The 15,830-nt window shown below is 64.8% G+C and carries 13 protein-coding genes; all 13 read right to left on the bottom strand.

The window, feature by feature from the left end; genetic code table 11:
• Positions 1 to 104 precede the first annotated feature (104 nt).
• Positions 105 to 2,195, bottom strand: a complete 2,091-nt coding sequence (locus Q0K00_RS01410; protein WP_297226791.1) for a methyl-accepting chemotaxis protein — start codon at positions 2,193 to 2,195, stop codon at positions 105 to 107.
• A gap of 355 nt (positions 2,196 to 2,550) precedes the next feature.
• Positions 2,551 to 3,030, bottom strand: a complete 480-nt coding sequence (locus Q0K00_RS01415; RefSeq protein ID WP_297226792.1) for an Hcp family type VI secretion system effector — start codon at positions 3,028 to 3,030, stop codon at positions 2,551 to 2,553.
• A 239-nt stretch (positions 3,031 to 3,269) separates the two neighbouring features.
• Positions 3,270 to 4,748 carry a type VI secretion system contractile sheath large subunit gene (tssC, locus tag Q0K00_RS01420; RefSeq protein WP_297226793.1) on the bottom strand — a complete coding sequence of 493 codons (1,479 nt, stop codon included), beginning with the start codon at positions 4,746 to 4,748 and terminating at the stop codon, positions 3,270 to 3,272.
• A gap of 8 nt (positions 4,749 to 4,756) precedes the next feature.
• Positions 4,757 to 5,248 (bottom strand): type VI secretion system contractile sheath small subunit, encoded by a 492-nt coding sequence (tssB, locus tag Q0K00_RS01425; RefSeq protein WP_297226794.1) that lies wholly within the window; start codon positions 5,246 to 5,248, stop codon positions 4,757 to 4,759.
• Positions 5,249 to 5,465: 217 nt separating this feature from the next.
• The gene (tssA, locus tag Q0K00_RS01430) at positions 5,466 to 7,067 is read right to left on the bottom strand and encodes a type VI secretion system protein TssA (RefSeq protein WP_297226795.1); all 1,602 of its coding nucleotides are present in this window, start codon (positions 7,065 to 7,067) and stop codon (positions 5,466 to 5,468) included.
• Positions 7,068 to 7,224: 157 nt separating this feature from the next.
• Complete coding sequence (tssE, locus tag Q0K00_RS01435) at positions 7,225 to 7,641, bottom strand: type VI secretion system baseplate subunit TssE (RefSeq protein WP_297226796.1); 417 nt, start codon at positions 7,639 to 7,641, stop codon at positions 7,225 to 7,227.
• Between the two features lie 91 nt (positions 7,642 to 7,732).
• Positions 7,733 to 8,374: a hypothetical protein gene (locus tag Q0K00_RS01440; RefSeq protein ID WP_297226797.1), complete on the bottom strand. Its 642-nt coding sequence runs from the start codon at positions 8,372 to 8,374 to the stop codon at positions 7,733 to 7,735.
• A complete protein-coding gene (locus Q0K00_RS01445; protein WP_297226798.1) occupies positions 8,368 to 11,661 on the bottom strand; it encodes a type VI secretion protein IcmF/TssM N-terminal domain-containing protein in 3,294 nt (1,097 codons plus the stop codon). Before Q0K00_RS01445 ends, Q0K00_RS01440 begins: the two co-directional genes overlap by 7 nt.
• A gap of 186 nt (positions 11,662 to 11,847) precedes the next feature.
• The gene (locus tag Q0K00_RS01450) at positions 11,848 to 12,651 is read right to left on the bottom strand and encodes a DotU family type IV/VI secretion system protein (protein WP_297226799.1); all 804 of its coding nucleotides are present in this window, start codon (positions 12,649 to 12,651) and stop codon (positions 11,848 to 11,850) included.
• 24 nt (positions 12,652 to 12,675) lie between these two features.
• Positions 12,676 to 14,061, bottom strand: coding sequence for a type VI secretion system baseplate subunit TssK (gene tssK / locus Q0K00_RS01455; protein WP_297226801.1), 1,386 nt, complete (start codon positions 14,059 to 14,061; stop codon positions 12,676 to 12,678).
• Positions 14,051 to 14,596 (bottom strand): type VI secretion lipoprotein TssJ, encoded by a 546-nt coding sequence (locus Q0K00_RS01460; protein WP_297226803.1) that lies wholly within the window; start codon positions 14,594 to 14,596, stop codon positions 14,051 to 14,053. Before Q0K00_RS01460 ends, tssK begins: the two co-directional genes overlap by 11 nt.
• A gap of 230 nt (positions 14,597 to 14,826) precedes the next feature.
• A complete protein-coding gene (locus tag Q0K00_RS01465; protein WP_297226805.1) occupies positions 14,827 to 15,225 on the bottom strand; it encodes a DUF4150 domain-containing protein in 399 nt (132 codons plus the stop codon).
• A gap of 4 nt (positions 15,226 to 15,229) precedes the next feature.
• Positions 15,230 to 15,826: a DUF3540 domain-containing protein gene (locus Q0K00_RS01470; protein WP_297226806.1), complete on the bottom strand. Its 597-nt coding sequence runs from the start codon at positions 15,824 to 15,826 to the stop codon at positions 15,230 to 15,232.
• Positions 15,827 to 15,830: the final 4 nt, after the last annotated feature.

Genomic DNA, 15,830 nt, shown 5'->3' on the forward strand with positions numbered 1-15,830 from the left:
AAAATGCTCCAATGATGCTGCCCGCGTCCTGAGGACGGCATGTCGTCTTTCCTCAGGGCGCGGGCAGTCCAGATACGCTATGCGCGATGCGGGGCCGTTGCGTCTTATGCGTTCTTCATTTTCTCTATCAGCGCATTGAGCTTGCGGGCCTCGTCCGCCATAGCGTTGACGGACTGGGCGGCCTGCTCCATGGCCGCGGCATTCTGTCCGGCCACCAGATTGATGTCCGCGATGGAACGATTGATCTCTTCGCTGGTGGCGGACTGCTGTTCGCTGGCGGCGGCTATGGCCCGCACCTGATCCGCGGCGCTCTCGGCCAGATGGACGATCTCCTGCAGGGCGTCTCCCGAACGTCCGGCAAGGTCCGTGGCGGCGTTGACGCCCTCCACCGAGACATCCACCTGTCGGATGGATTTGTCCGTGCTCTTCTGGATGGCGTTGATGGCGTTGCCCACTTCCGAGGTGGAGGCCATGGTCTTTTCCGCCAGCTTGCGCACCTCGTCGGCCACCACGGCAAAGCCGCGTCCGGCCTCACCGGCGCGGGCGGCCTCGATGGCGGCATTGAGGGCGAGCAGATTGGTCTGGTCAGCGATATCGGAGATCACGCTCATGATCTGCGTGATGGCAGCGGCGTTGTTGCCGAGGTTGGACATGTCCTCCTTGAGCGTCAGGGACATGTCCCGCAGCGACTGGATGCTGCGTACGACCTCGCTCACGATCCTGGCCCCTTCCTCGGCCTTGTGGCGCATGTTTTCCGACACTTCGGCGGCGCTGCCCGCGTTGCGGGCCACTTCCAGCACGGTGGCGTTCATCTCGTTCATGGCCGTGGCCGTCTCCGACGCCCGATCCGCCTGATGATGTGCGCCGGACGCGGACTGCGCGACCTGCCGCGAAAGCTCGTCCGCCGCCGAATTGATGACGCTGGTGGAGGCTTCCAGATGCTGCGCGGCCTCCATCATGCCCTCACGCCGGGCGTTCTCGGCCTTGTTGCGCGCTTCTTCCGCCTTGCGCGTGGCCTCCTCGGCCAGCGCGGTGTGGCGCTGGGCATCCTCGGTCTTTTGCTTGGCCTCGTCGATGAGGCGTCCCAGAGAGCTGATCATGCTGGCCAGGCTGTCGTGCAGCTGCAGCAGTTCCCCAAAGAAGTGGCAGCCCTCCACCCGGGCGTCCAGATTGCCCCCGGCGACCTCTCCGGCATTGCGCACCAGCGCATTGAGCGGGCGCACGATGGAGCGCACGATGAGCAGGGCGACGCCCAGCATGAGCAGGGCGACCACGACGGCGATGAGGCTCACATGCTGCATGGCCGTATTGCTGCGCTCGTTGATCTCCCGCACCGACTGCATGGCCACCGCCTTCCAGCCGGACTGGGTGGTGAGGATGTTGGCTACGTAGGCCTGTCCTTTCGCCTCCACGTCCACGACGCCGTTGGGCACCTTCATGATGGCTTCGAGCGCGGGGGTGTTGACGTCCTTGCCGATGACCTTGCCGACCATCTCTTCTTCCAGCGGATTGCAGATGATGCGGCCGGAGTCCTCGATGATGAGGAAGAAGCCGGTTTTGCCGAAGTTCATTTCCGCTACCCGGCGGGAAAGCTCCGCAAGGGAGATGTCGATGCCGACGACGCCGGTGAGGTTGCCCCGGGCATCCTGCAACTTGTGTGTGACGGCCACCACCATCTCGCCGGTAACGGAGAAATACGCCGGAGCCAGGCCGGACTTGTCCGGGGAGGCAGCCCGGCGGCGATACCATTCCTTGGTGCTGAGGTCGTGGTGGGCGGGGATCTTCATGTCGTCGCAGCTGCTGGCGTAGCTGCCGTCGGCATAGCCCACATAGATCTCAAGGTAGTCGGGGTTGGCGCGTCCCACGCGCAGGAGGGTCTCGGTGAGCGCCTGCGCCTCGGGGGAGAGGTCGCTCTGCCGGTAGCGGCTTTCCTGCGGATTGTCCACAAAATGCGGGAAGATGTCTTTGGCCTCGGCCAGTCCCGGCAGTTCGGCCACCATCTGGGCATTGTGCCGCGCCGCATTGACGAAACTGCTGATGTTCTCGTCCATGAGCCGCAGTTGCTGTCCGGATGCGGTGAGGAAGTAGCCGCGGGCATCCTCGCGCATCTGCCAGCCGGCATAGCCGATGACGCAGGCGGCGACAATGGCTATGCTGCACAGAAAGCCGAGGGTGATACGAAGTTTGATGGTCATATTGCTTCATCCCCCAGAAAAAGACCTGCTTCCCCTCCGTCAGACCTTATGGGCGGCCCGTCATCAGGAAAGACCTCGTGCATTATCGGCTTTCTGAAAATAACCTTTAGGTATTAAGGCCTGGCGGCATGACTGACGTCCACGGGGGAAGAGGGAAAAACGCCACTGCCATACAGGAAGAGCGGCGGGGCAGGCTCGTTGCCCGACAAGCCCCCTTGCGCTATGCCGCCGCAACGGCGACGAGATACACGAACGGCCCGATGACACAGGCGTTCATCGGGCCGTCATGGCGTGATGTGGTAAAGGCGACGCATCGTTTCAGGACGGCCGGATTGCTCCGGCGTGCCCGGCGGCGCTACTTCTTCCAGTCGTCCACGTATTCGATATTGCCGTCGTTATAGGTCCAAGTGATCTTGGAGTAGGTGAAGGAGACGCTTTCCATGTCGTGATAGGGCTTGTTTTCCGCCAGAAAGGTCAGCGGGGTCTCCTTTTTCATGCTCACCACGATGGCTTCTTCCATCTTGATGGTGAAATATTTTTCTTCGGTCCCGTCAGCGGCGATGCGGTAATGGTCGATGGTGACCGTGCACTGTTCGCCCGTGCAGCAGGCCTTGTACAGCTTGGGGCTCGCCTGATCGAGATGCTTGGTGATGGTCAGCGGATGGTGGATGCGCTGGCCCGTCGGCAGGCCGGTGTGCGTATCCTTGGGGATCTCCACCAGATGCTCGACGGCATAGACCAGGATCTTGTCCTTCTTGTCGCCGCCCTGCTGGCAATCGCCCTTGATCTCACCCTGAGACTTGCCTTCGACCTTCATGTATGCCGTCAGTGCCATAGATTACCTCGCTTTTTTTGGACGCGTGGGCGTCTCGTTGCAAAGTCTGCCCATCCGCACGGGCCGAAGCCGCCGGGCGGGCATGGTCTCGTTTGTAGAGGGTTTTCCGTTTGAAACGTTTCGCGTCCCCAATCATACGGTCTGCCGTTTCGCGGAGAAACGCCGTCATTCCGCTTGCTTTGGGCCGGACGGCGCTATGTCGCCGCCTCGCGTCATGCCGTCTCCAACGGCAAGACGCCCTAATTCTTGTCCAGCTTGCCCACAAGCGAGAGGGTGAAGCTGGCGCCCATGTACTTGAAGTGCGGGCGGGCCATGATCCCCACGGTATACCAGCCGGGTTCGCCCTCCACATCGTTGACCGTTATCTGGGCCATACGGAGCGGGCGCTTGCTGCGGGTGACGGGATCGGGATCGTCCATCTCCGTCACATACTGGCTGATCCAGGTGTTGAGCTCCCGTTCAAGATCGTTGCGTTCCTTCCAGGTGCCGATATTCTCGCGCTGTATGACCTTGATGTAATGGGCAAGGCGATTCATGATCATCATATAGGGCAACTGGGTGGACAAACGGTAATTGAGCTCTGCCGCCTTGCCTTCGGCCGTATTGGGGAACACCTTGCTCTTCTGGCAGGAATTGGCCGAGAAGAAGGCGGCATTGTCCGCGCCCTTGCGCATACTCAGGGCGATGAAGCCCTCTTCGGCCAGTTCGAATTCCCGACGCTCGGAAATGAGCACTTCAGTGGGGATCTTGGTCTGTACCTGGCCCATGGATTCAAAGGTGTAGACGGGCAGGTTCTCCACCGCGCCGCCGCCCTGCGGGCCGATGATGTTGGCGCACCAGCGGTATTTGGCGAAACTGTCCGTCAAACGGCCCGCAAAGGCAAAAGCCGTGTTGCCCCAGCAAAAGTCGTCGTTTTCCGACGCTTCTTCCTCGAAAACGAAGCTCTTGGCCGGGACCGTATTGGAACCATAGGGCACGCGCAGCAGGAAGCGGGGCAGGGTCAGCCCGATGTAGCGGGCATTCTCGGACTCCCGGAAGGAGCGCCACTTGGCGTACTGGGGCATCTCGAAGATGGACTTGAGGTCCTTGAGGTTGGGCAGCTCGTCCCAGGAGTCGATGCCGAAGAATTCCTGACCGGCCGCCCCCACGAACGGTGCATGCGACATGGCGGAGACAGCGGCCAGATGCTGGAGCAGCTCCATGTCCTGCGGGCCGGGGCCGAATTCGTAATTGCCGATGACGGCGCCCACGGGCTGTCCGCCGAACTGGCCGTATTCAGCCGTGTACACATGCTTGTAAAGGCCGGAGCTCATGATCTCCGGCGCATCCTGGAAGTCCGTCAGCAGGTCTTCCTTGCTGACGCTGATGAATTCGATCTTGATGTTCTGGCGGAAATCCGTGTTGTCCACCAGATACTTGAGTCCGCGCCAGGCCCTTTCGAGCTTCTGGAACTGCTCGTTGTGCATGATGGCGTTGACCTGCGAACTCAGGCGCTTGTCCAGATCGGCAAGCAGGTTGTCGACCAGCGCGGGGGATACCTTGGTCTCTCCGGAAGGTTGCGCGACGAGTTCCTTGAGGAAGGCCTGCAGGCCGTCACGGGTGGCGGCAAAACCGTCGTCGCCGGGTTTCAGGCGCGTCGCCTCCACGATCTCGTCAAGAAGGCTCAGAGTAGCGGGCGCATCGGTCGAGGCGGCAGGGGCATTTTCGGTCTGGCTCATGGAAGTTCCTATTTTTCGTCGAGGTTGAGTTCGCTGAGCAGGGCCGCGCGGGCCTTTTCATCGGAGACCATCTCCTGCACCTTGCGCCGGAATTCGGGCACGTTGGCCAGCGGCCCCTTGAGCGCCTTGAGGGATTCGCGCAGCTCCAGCAGCCGGGCCAGTTCCGGCACCTGACGGACGATGGCGTCCGGGGTGAAGTCGTTGATGTTCTCGAAACGCAGCGTGACGGCCAGTTGCGCTTCGGGGTCGTCCTCGACCAGCTTGTTGGGGACGGAGACGGTCATGCCGAGCCCCTGCCCCTTCATGACATCGTTGAAATTGTTCTTGTCCACGGAGACCGGTTCGCGATCTTCCACCGCCCTGTCGTCTTCCCGCTGGGTGAAGTCGCCAAGCACCATCAGCTTGAGCGGCAGTTCCACCTCTTCCCTGGCGTCGCCGGTGGCAGGCCGGTAGACGATATTGACGCGCTCCTTGGGCGCGACGGAGCCTTCCTTACTCATAGAACCTCCTTGTGTTACGGACGGCCTCCGGGACTGCGCCGTTCAGGAGGCCGAAATATTGTCCGCTCCGGGCGTTGGAGCATTTTCCGTTCGGAACGCGAAGCGTTCCAAACCATATGACCTGTCGTTTCCCGGAAAAACTGCGGTCTTTCCGCTCACGTTGGGCCGGGCGGCGTTATGCCGCCTCCCGTCATGCCGGTTTCAACGGCAAGACGCTCTAGAGATAGGGCGACCGGGAGGGCCGGAGACGGACGATGGCCGCTGCCGTCTCTGCGGCACGCTGGTGGGCTTCCGGCGTTTCCAGGCCCGACCAGACGGCATGGCAGACCAGCAGCGCATCCAGACAGGTGGCGGGCTGCCAGGTCTCCAGCTCGTGCCGCCTGATGGTCGCCGCCAGTTCGTCGGCCAGTGAGGCCGCGGCCTGCGCATGTCCTCCGGCAAGCAGCAGGCGCGTCTGTTCGATGCGCAGGGGAAAGGCATGGGCCGAAGCTGAGCCGTCACGTCGGCGCGCCTCTTCCAGCAGATCCAGCGCGCCGGGCAGATCGCCTTCCGCCGCAGCCGCACGGGCCCGCTGTACGGCATCGTCCGCCGTGCTCGCACCGGAGGGCGGAGACGCTTTCGCCGTCGTGGGCTGTTCCGTCAGCCATTGGCGGGTCTCCGCATCGGCAAACGGACGGCCGTCGGCAAAGGCCAGCTGGGCGACCCCCGGAAGGCGTCCGGTCAGTCCCCGGCATTCTTCCAGGACGCGGGCGGCGTCGAGGGGACGCCCGCAGGTCGTGAGGGCCTGAAAAAGCAGGCGTTGGGCATCAAGGCAGAACGGACAGGCGGGCAGCAGGCGGGCGAGCGCGGCGGCGGCTTCCGCGGCGCGCCCGGAAGCAAGCAGTCTGCGGCAGGAGTCCAGATCCTCTTCCGGTGGAGCGGGCAGGGCCGTCATCCCGCCCTCGGCGGGCGGCAACTTGTCGATGCGTCCCCACAGCACGGCATACAGGGCGGACCAGGCAACGAAGGTATCCGGCAGTCCGTCCGCAAAGGCCAGCGCGACATAGGCCCGCGCCGCGCTGAGGACGTTGGCCAGCGCTTCCCGCGTATCGGTCGGCGGCGTCGGGGGAGCGGCGGGCTGAGAGGGCGGCGCGGCGGGCGCGGGCGCTTCCGTCGTCTGCGTTGGGGCGGCCGGAGGGGGCGTGGCGACATCCTTCGGGATGTCCTCCTTTGGCGCGGCTTCCTCTGAGGTCTCTTTTGCGGCTTCCTCCCGCGCGGAGATGTCCACCGCCACCTCCGGCCCTTCCGCTTCAATGTTCTGGACGCGTTCTTTCAGGTCGCGCAGGGGCGGCAGATCCGGCAGGCAGACGCCCAGCAGGCCGTCGAGCTCGTCGAGCGAGGCCAGCAGTTCGTCCCGCAGGGCCGCGGGGATGCCCGCCGGCGCGGCGGACAGCCATTGCGCGACGCGTTCGTGCCACCAGACAAACATGTTGGCACGGGCGCGCAGACGTTTGAGCGGCGGAAAACAGTCGTTCCACCAGCAGGCGAGCAGATCCGCCAGGACGCGGACCCCCGCTGCCAGCCCGTCCATGCCCTTCGTATGGGCAAGCCCCACACAAAGGTAGACGGCTGCGGGGATGTCCTTGGCCTGCTTGTCCAGCACCGCTGCCGCGCTGGCGACGACCACGTCCCAGTCCACGGCGGCCGCCCCCTGCAGAGAGCCGAGCTTGCCGGTCTCTTCCAGCAGCCGTTCATACTCCGGGCTTTGGCGCGACTCTGTCCCGGCGGGAGCGGTTTCGCTGATGGGGCGTTTCCCAAGTTCTCGAAATTGCATGGTCATGCTGTATGATCCTGCTCTGTGGCGGGCTTTTGACTGCACAGGCTCGTTAAAGACTATCTCAGGCGTCTACTGTATGCAACTCATAACAGTGCCGGTTGGCAACCGTGTCCCTCCCGTACGTCCCGGCACGGGGCTGACGGACGCCGGACGGCTGCCATCAGGTTGAGATGACTACATGTCCTGAAGGCTCCACACATGTCGTCCAGTGGATGGGGATGGTCCTGTTTTCCAGAACGAGTTCGGCATCCAGCAGAAACGTGAGCTGCAGAGGCTGCTGAGGATCCGGGGCATACCGGAGATGGACCTGCCGTAGTCGCGGCTCGCAATGCGCGATGAAGGCCGAGAGTTCTTTCTCGATGCGCGGCAGCTCCGCTGTCGTGAAGGTCGCGCCGAGGGCGCTGAAATCCGGCATACCGAAATTCTGGTCCAGCACGGTATTGCCCTGCCGCGTATTGAGGATGCGCGACAAGTGATCGGTGATGGACTGGACGATATCCTCCGTCTCCACGGCATTGCGTTCGTCGCCCTGACGATGGGCGTGCCGCAGGCGTTCCAGAAAGCGCAGTCTGCTCATGGCAGTCGGTTCCGCCGTTCAGGTCGTGTTGTCATTGTCCATGATACGTCCGAGAGCAAGGTGTCTCTTCCCCCCAAACTGTTAACAGGCCCTAAGGAGCAAGGATATGGAAAATGATGCGCAGATCCTTGTCGGAATAGCTCACGTCAGCGGCGAGGGGCTTCCCTTCGCGGCCGACGGCGCTGATGCGCAGCCAGCCCGGATGGGACGCTATCTGCAGGCGTTTGACGCATCCGCTCTGGGGACGGGTGTCCACCGTGATCTGCGAGCTCCATTGGCCATGGATATCGACGCTGCGTGACGGCACATTGGCCGGGGTGATGGTGGTATGTTCCCCCAGCGAACCTTCATAACCGAAGAGCAGCAGCAGGGAGCCGTCCTTGCGTACTTCGATACGGGGAGGCAGGAGCCGTCCCTTGCCCGGCCGCTTGCCGCGAGGCAGGTCGCGCCATGCGGATGGCCCGTCTGCCACGGCCGGTTGGACAGCCGGTTCCGGGACAGGTTCCGGTTCCGGCGCGGGTGCGGGCTCCGGCGCGGGCGGAGCGGGGACGGGGGCCGAGGGCGGCATGACCGGCGTCCCGGGACCGGCGTTGCCGGTAAACAGGAGCGCCAGCAGATTGCCCGCGGACGTGCCGCCGCCCAGAGCGGCGACAGCCATGCCGCAGACGGCGATCAGCCATGCCGCGAGTATGATACGACAAAGGAGGCGCTGGGCATTGGCGGAGGTCACCATGTATACACGATCCTTTCCGGCAGCGTGGAGGGCGCGTTGTCCCTGGCTTCGAGCAGGGCGGCGGCATTGTCCGGCAGCAGCCGCACCGTCATGCTCCTGACGGAGATGGCGTTCAGCTTTTCCGCGGCATCAGGGAAGTCCTCGGGGCTGAAAGTGCGTTCGCCGTACTGGAAATCCCGCAGGAAGGCGATGAAGTCGGGATATTCGTACCGCAGTTCGATGTCGGGGAAGCGCAGGACGATGCCCGCGGCCGCGCACGCGCCTTCCGCATAGTGGATGCGTCCTGAGCGCGGATAGTTGTTGTTGATCAGCCGTTGCGGCCCCTCATTGCAGCGGAGGTAGAATTCCGTGCTGTCGGGGCGCTGGGCGGCATCCCGGTTGAGTATGGTCGGCTGCGAGCGCAGCAGCACGTCGTAGGATTCGCGCGGGGGGACGACCGCCACCGACTCGGCGCGCGACATGGCCCCAAGGAAATCCGAGGTGAAGGGGAAGGGCGTCCCGTCCCAGAAGGCGGCCGCCGGAGCGGCATCCTGCCGCCGGATCAGCGGAGAGAGGACGCTGCCCATGAACTTGGTCACCACGCCGTCCTTGCCGTACAGGGCTTCGAGGTTATGGCCTTCATAGAGGGCGACCGGGCTGCTGAGCACCTCGTTTTCCCATTTGTGCTGCACGGCGGCCGCGGCCTGCACGGTGATCCCCTGCCGCAGGCAGTCCAGCATGTCCGTCAGCAGCAACCGGGCTGCGCCATGCGGCGCGGACAGGGGCTGGACGACGTCTTTCATGGCTTTCCGGGCCGCACTGTAGGGGCTTTCCGACGGGATGTCCCTGGGATTGGCAAAGTGCGTCTGGGCCAGCGTCAGCGAACGGCCCTGACTGCCCATGATGCGCAACAGCTCGCCGCATTGGACGAGATAGCCCCGCAGAGCGATGGCGGCCTGCAGCGACTGGCGCAGATGTTCCAGATCCCGCGTGGATTCGCGCAGCGAGGCCAGCAGTTCGGGCGATTCGAGCGAGAGGGAGAGGATGCTCCGCCAGACGGGAGCCTTGCCGCTTTGGGGATCCGTCAGCGCGATGTCGCACAGCACCTGCAGGAGCAGCGCATCCTGGATCCACGGCGAAAGCGGCGTGCCGTTTTCTCTGGCATAGCGGGCGGGCGGCATGAGCTCGCTGCCCATGCGGCGGAGCAGGCGCACATGCGGCAGCGCGGCGATGTCGCCTTCGGCCCCCAGCGCGGCAAAGACCTCGCTTTGCTGCAGATTGCTCCAGCCTTGCGCAAAGGCCGCGGCAAATTCCCGCCAGGCGCGTTCATAGCGGCGCAGGTATTCGTGCCGGAAGGCGTTGAGGTTTTGCCGCATGTTGTCGTTTTTGCCGCTGATGGTCAGGATGTCCGCCAGCGCGTCGTCCATCACGTCATACCCGCGGGCCGTGTAGGCGGGAGGGACGCACACGTCCTTCTCATTGCCCGGCGAGACCTCCTCCCAGAACTGGGAAAGGCAGATGCGGGCCGCGGGCAGATTGACGTTGAGGCTTTGTTCCACATCGTCCAGCAGGGAGACCTCATTGCGCGAGACGGCCAGATCCAGCAGGGAACGCAGGCCCGCCGCAAGCGCGCGCTGCATCTCATTGTCCGGCATCCAGTCCAGTGCGAAGAGGTAGAGCTGGGCGGAGATCATGTTCCAGTCATCCTGCTCCCCGACCAGCGGAAAGACTTCCATGCTTGCCGCTTCCCTGATGCTGCCGGTGCGCATCTTTTCGGAAACGACATCGCACAGCCAGCTTATCTGTACGACCGCATCGTGATATTGCGCCCTGTTCTGCGCCGTGACGGGCTGGACGAGGTTCGCATGTAGGCGGTTGCGCAGCGGGGCCATGATGTCGACATACGTCTGCTCCACGAAGCGCTTCTTGCTCCGGCGCTCCGCGTGTTCCAGCATGTCCAGCCCGAATGTGGGCAGCAGCCAGCTCTTGCGGGCTTTCTCCAGTTGCAGGGCATAGAGCATCTCCGCGTAGAGCTTCTGGATCTTCGGATCGCTGGAGATGATTTCCGTGGTCGGCGGGGGGAGCGTGAGCACGTTCCGCTGATAGATGGTATTGGCCATGAGCAGGGCGCAGGCGAAAAGCGTGACCAGCAGCCACGCGCTGAACAGCCACAGACGTGTGGAGGCGAGGAAGGGGATCCCGCCGCTGAAAGGACGGGAGTAGCCTTGCGCGGGCAGGAGACCGGAAAAATACTCCGCGACGAAGGGCGGCGTCCCGCCTTTTTCGGGCAGGGGCGCGCCAAAGCAGAAATGCAGACCGCGCAGCGGACTGAAGGCCTGATGGGCCAGGGGCGCGCACAGCGGGCCGAGCAGACGGTCGAGTCGGGGGGCCAGCTCCCGGAGGGCGTGCAGGGCGTACAGGGCATCCCCCTGCGGGGCCATACCGTCCCTGGCCTGCTTGCGCAGACCGGCTTCCAGCATGTCCGCCGCCTGCTCGGCGGCTCTCGGCAGCTCTTCTTCCGGTCGATCCAGCACCCGGCCCAGCGTCTGCCCCGCCATGCCTTCGGGCAGCAGACGCATGAGGGCATCCATGCCCGGCAGCGCGTCCAGATCGCGCACCAGCACGAACACCGGACAGGCGCGGCGGCGGCAGAGCAGGAACTGCTGCACGGCATTGGCCATGCTCATGCCGCGCGCGGGCAGGCTGTCCTCATCGGCAGACTGGAGGCGACGGGCCGAGATCGTCAGTACGATGCCCTGGAAGGGATAGCCGCCACGTTGACCGGCGGCCAGTTCCAGCAGCGAGGCCCAGTCCTGACTGTCGCCCTCCGGGGCGGCGCATTCCAGTACGACGGAAGCGCGCAGGAAATGCCAGTGCAGCGGTGCGCCCTCCTCAGCGGGAACGGTCTTTCCCGTCCCCCGGAGCAGGGAGGGACCGTCGTCGCACGACAGGGCCAGGAACCACGGCTGGCTGTAGCGCAGCGCATGATGGAAGCGCGCGGGCGAGGAGACCATGATGTTCATGCCTTGCCGCCAGGCATCGGCCAGACCGCCCGACGCGGGCAGCGTGAGGCTCGCGCTCGTCTGCTCGCTGAGGACTTTGCGGATAAAGAGTTTTTTGTTGTTCCAGCGCAGGAAGAAGCGTACCGCCACCAGCAGGACGAGTCCGGCGATCAGGCCCAGCAGGATGACCGCCCCCGTGGCCAGGGGCCAGCGCATCCACCATGCCAGCAGCGTCAGCAGGCCCAGCACCAGAATGAGCAGTATGAGCCAGAGCGTTATCTTGAGTATTTTGCCCAGTGTTTGCATCCGTATTCGTCCTTGCGCGTCGTCATGCTCCGGGGCGGACGGCTTGGGTCGCCCCGTCCCGTTGCCCGGCGGGGCGTGACGGCCTGTGGCGCGTCACGTCGTCGTGACGGCGAGCGCTCTGGTCCCACGGAGAGGGGCGTCGTCATGACCGCGCGGAGCGCGCGCCCTCTCTTTCGCGGGGAAAGATCAAAATCGCGGCAGCGGGATATTGGCCAGTTCCGCCGCGCATAAGGCTCCGAACAAGAGCACGATCAGGGGCGGCACGAGTATGTAGGCGGCCTTCTCCACGAGAGAGGCCACGCGGGACTCGGCGGGCCGGGCCGGTACGGCTGCGAGTCCCGCGGGAGCGTCGTCGCGCCGCAGCAGCAGATAGGCCGCTTTCCGGTAGCGGGCCAGCGCTTCGGGGAAATCATGCAGCATTCCCTTGAAGCCGTAAAGCAGACAGAGCGCATATACCCGTATGGTCGCCAGAGTGAGCGCATCCCCCCCGTGCAGCAGGACGGCTTCCAGAAGCTGCGGGCCGTTTTCCGCCGGAGCATCCGCGTCCGCCGTCGTCTCCTCGTCCGCGAGCGGGAGCGTCCCGCGTGTGAGCGCCTTCAGCCGGGCAAAGAAATCCCGTCCGGCATCCGTCGTGTCGAAATAGTGGTATTGCAGGCTGTAGCCGAGCCAGTCCATGGCATCGAGGCGGGAACTTTGCAGGATCTGTTCATCGACCCAGGCATAGACGGCAAAGCGGGCATTGTCGCAGGCGAACCGCAGCCGCTGGGCGGCATCGTCGGGAGAGGGGAGCCCCCCGGTCAGCGGCAGATCGGGAACGGGCGCGGCGACGGTCGGTCCCTCCGCCTCCGGCAGGGGCAGGGCGCGTTCCTCATCGGCCAGCAGTTTCAGGCGCTCATGCACCTCGGCAAGCGGCAGCTCCAGCCCGGCGGGCGTGCTGCCGCAGTGCAGGGCCTCGGCCATGAGACGGGAGAATCGGGGAAGGAGGTCCATATGTTCCATCCAGAGCGAGCGGTCTTACCGCTGGATCACGGCCAGCACCACGGCCAGATCGTCAGGGGGCGCGGGGAAGGTCAGCGCGAGGTTGCCCTGCTGCATGATCTTGCGCCACAGCGGATCGTTCTGGTCGATGGTGAAATAAAGGGTATCGGTACGCTGGGGAAGCCCGGCGGGCGGCTGGGCGGAAGCCCGCAGGCGGATGCCGGGCAGGGCCTGAGCGACGATGCCGTCGAGGCTTTCCGCGGGCGCCAGCTTGGCGAGCCGCTCCATGCGTTCGGCCAGTCCTTCCGGCTGGGCGGTACGCACCAGCAGCCAGTAACTGTACGTCCCTGTGCGGGCCGTCTGCGGCAGGACGATGCCCAGCCGGTCGGGCCGCCCCTGCGCTTCCAGCGGGAAGGTGAAGGCCGGGCCGATGACGAAGGTGTCCACGAGGCGGGCGATGATGCCGCAGGCGGCACGAAAGCAGGCCTGGAGATCCTCGTGATCGTAGGGAGGCAGGGCGCGGGTTCCCTGCGGCGTCTCTCCCAGTGCCGAGAGCGTGGCGGAAAAGACGGACAGCTCTCCCACCAGACGGCAGAGCGCCCGGTAGACGGGCCACGGATGGATGGAAGGCGCGTCCAGGAATTGTTCCAGTTCGGGGACGTTGCGGCTGAGGATGCCCAGCACGCTGAAGAGGGTCATGCCGTGCAGGGAGGAGACGCCGGAGACGCCCGCGTCCCCCGCGATGATCTTGTATTCCTCGAGCTGGCGGCTGCGCGAGAGCAGCGTGTCGCGCACGTCGTGCAGCAGATGACGCAGCTCGGAGGCGGCGTTGATGTCCACGCAGGGCGGGGTGAAGGACGTGTCCAGACGGATGCGGTCGCCGTCGCGCAGCAGCCTCGCCAGCGGGAAGCGCGGCAGATCGGGACAGTCGTCGGGGCCGAAGCAGAGCCGTAAGTTGAAGCGAATGGTGGCGACATCGGCTTCCGGGCCGTCGCCCATGAGATCCGGGACGACCTGCGGGGCCAGCGGCGCGGTGTAGCGATGGCTCTCCGGCGCCTGGGCCGGATCGTCCGTGCGCAGGACGTTGTTGCCCTGCTCGCGGAACTCGGCCAGCGCCAGCGAGACGGTCAGAGGTTCTTCCGGCGTCGTCCATGCCGTCAGGAAGGAGCGGGGCGGCAGGGTGGCATTGTCCGGCAGCATGGCCCACTCCCCGGAGCGCAGCAGCAGTTCCAGATGCGTCACCTCGAAGATGCCGTTATTGAGGGCGTCCTCATTGAGGCGCAGCCGTCGTACGCCCCAGAGATGGGGGTTCAGCAGGGAGACCATGCGCGTGAGCGCCGCAAGCTGCTGCCGGTGCGCAAGCTGGAAGTGCTGCGGCTGGAGGAAAAGGCCGTGTTCCCAGAAAAGCGGGCTATCGTACACGTTCGGCTCCTGTGATGCTGAGGGAGGACTCCCCCAGACGGATCAGCACCTGTACGGGGGCGGCGGAGTAGACGGGAGAGCGAAAGATGACGCCCTTGCTCTCTGTGTGCAGGGGAAAGGGCAGGACCGCGGCGCACTGATCGGGACGAAGATGGGTATAGCCTGCCACCACGCCGAGATAGCGGGCGTGTTCGGCGCGGTCCATGACCACATCCTGCGTCGCGCCGGGCTGGAGCTGGAAGAGGCGGGCGCTCTGGGCCTGCGCCGCATCGGGGCGGCATTGCAGCAGTTCGTCCAGCCCTTCGGCGCTGGCGGCCTTGTTCGAGAACTGGTCGTACTCCTTGAGCTGATAGAGGCAGAGCGTCAGGCCCAGGGAGGTGTCGTTGTCGCGGTTGAGTTCGGGAGATGCCTCCAGACGGCAGCGCAGACCGCCGGGCTCCAGTCCCCAGACCACATCGCTGGGGCTTTCCGCCGGGGCGGGCGCGGGAGGCTGGGGGGACGGCGACTCGCCGCCGCAGGCCCCAAGGGGCAGCACACAAAGGAAAAACAGGAGGCAAAGACAGGCCGGACGGCAGCGGAATCGGTGCGCGGAAAATGTTCGAACGGAGCCAGTCCGCGCCATGCGCGGCATTCTTTCCTCCCTTCCCCGGTGCGTTTTTGTTCGAGGAGGGCACGATGCCTGTGACAGCCGTTCAGCGAAAAGCCTGTGTGCCATGCGTGGTGATATGTTGTATCCTTTTGAAGTTACCTGTAAATTTTTAGAGCCTAGGCGATCTGCACCTTCATCTGCGCGGCCATGCAGCACATGCCCGTGGTGTTTCCCTGATTATGTTTGGTGCTCGCTCCCTGCGAAACGGCCGCCTTGCCTTCCAGCGTCACCTTTTGCGAGCCCTTGGTGAATTCGCCCTTGCCGATGAATCGCCCCGAGGAGACGCCGCCAGCGGTCCCCGGTTCGTCTCCGTTGGAGAGCGTGGTGGCGGATTTGAGATGCAGGGCGGGCGCGCCGTCGATGAACACCTTGGAGCAGGCTGTGTTGGGCGTGACCAGCGAGCACTGGAAAATATTGACGTAGGGCACGGGCACAGTGCCGGTGGGCGAGGGCGTGTTGCAGACATCCGGCGGTGTGCTCATGCAGGTGCCGCCACTGAGCGTCAGCGCGAACATGGCCTTACCCCACCTTGATATGCCGCCCGTCGATATCCACCTGTTCGGCGGCGCGGATGTCGGCGTGTTCCGCGCGCAGGCGGTAGGAGGTGCGCGCTTCGCTGCGGACGCGGCCCGCCGAGCGGTGGGCAAGATCGCGCACGTCCTCTTCCAGAGCGTCATACCGTCCGCTGCGCCGCAGGGCGCGCTCCCCAAGATGACGACAAATGGTCTGCACCACGGCAAAGCCCTGCAGGAGGACGCGCCCGCCAAGGGAGAGCAGCCCGGCCCGGATGTCCATGCTGCGCCCGCGCAGCCGCAGGTCGTCGGCTTCGAGGGTCAGCTCTCGTCCCAGCAGGCGTGTCTTGTCGGGAAGGGCCAGCACGCTTTGTGCATCTCCGGCCGCATCGGCCCGGCGCAGCACGCTGATCGCCCAGGCCTCGCCATTGTCCAGCAGGGCCAGCAGGACCGTGTCCCTGACGTTCGGGGCCAGCAGGCAACCTTCGGCCCGCAGGGCGCGCACGAGACCGAAGGGCCCGGCCACCAGCAGCGCGTCCCCTTCCCGGGAACGGACCGTTCCCGCGGCAAGACCGCTGCCATAGCTCAATACAGGGGCTTCCATCGTC

This window comes from uncultured Desulfovibrio sp., from assembly GCF_944327235.1.
In the GTDB taxonomy this organism is placed as follows: Bacteria; Desulfobacterota; Desulfovibrionia; order Desulfovibrionales; family Desulfovibrionaceae; genus Desulfovibrio.

Coding starts and splice junctions, on each gene's coding strand:
- Q0K00_RS01470 (WP_297226806.1), bottom strand. CDS start 15,826: ATGGAAGCCCCTGTATTGAGCTATGGCAGCGGTCTTGCCGCGGGAACG.
- Q0K00_RS01450 (WP_297226799.1), bottom strand. CDS start 12,651: ATGGACCTCCTTCCCCGATTCTCCCGTCTCATGGCCGAGGCCCTGCAC.
- Q0K00_RS01465 (WP_297226805.1), bottom strand. CDS start 15,225: ATGTTCGCGCTGACGCTCAGTGGCGGCACCTGCATGAGCACACCGCCG.
- tssA (WP_297226795.1), bottom strand. CDS start 7,067: ATGACCATGCAATTTCGAGAACTTGGGAAACGCCCCATCAGCGAAACC.
- tssB (WP_297226794.1), bottom strand. CDS start 5,248: ATGAGTAAGGAAGGCTCCGTCGCGCCCAAGGAGCGCGTCAATATCGTC.
- Q0K00_RS01445 (WP_297226798.1), bottom strand. CDS start 11,661: ATGCAAACACTGGGCAAAATACTCAAGATAACGCTCTGGCTCATACTG.
- Q0K00_RS01415 (WP_297226792.1), bottom strand. CDS start 3,030: ATGGCACTGACGGCATACATGAAGGTCGAAGGCAAGTCTCAGGGTGAG.
- tssC (WP_297226793.1), bottom strand. CDS start 4,748: ATGAGCCAGACCGAAAATGCCCCTGCCGCCTCGACCGATGCGCCCGCT.
- Q0K00_RS01440 (WP_297226797.1), bottom strand. CDS start 8,374: ATGGTGACCTCCGCCAATGCCCAGCGCCTCCTTTGTCGTATCATACTC.
- tssE (WP_297226796.1), bottom strand. CDS start 7,641: ATGAGCAGACTGCGCTTTCTGGAACGCCTGCGGCACGCCCATCGTCAG.
- Q0K00_RS01410 (WP_297226791.1), bottom strand. CDS start 2,195: ATGACCATCAAACTTCGTATCACCCTCGGCTTTCTGTGCAGCATAGCC.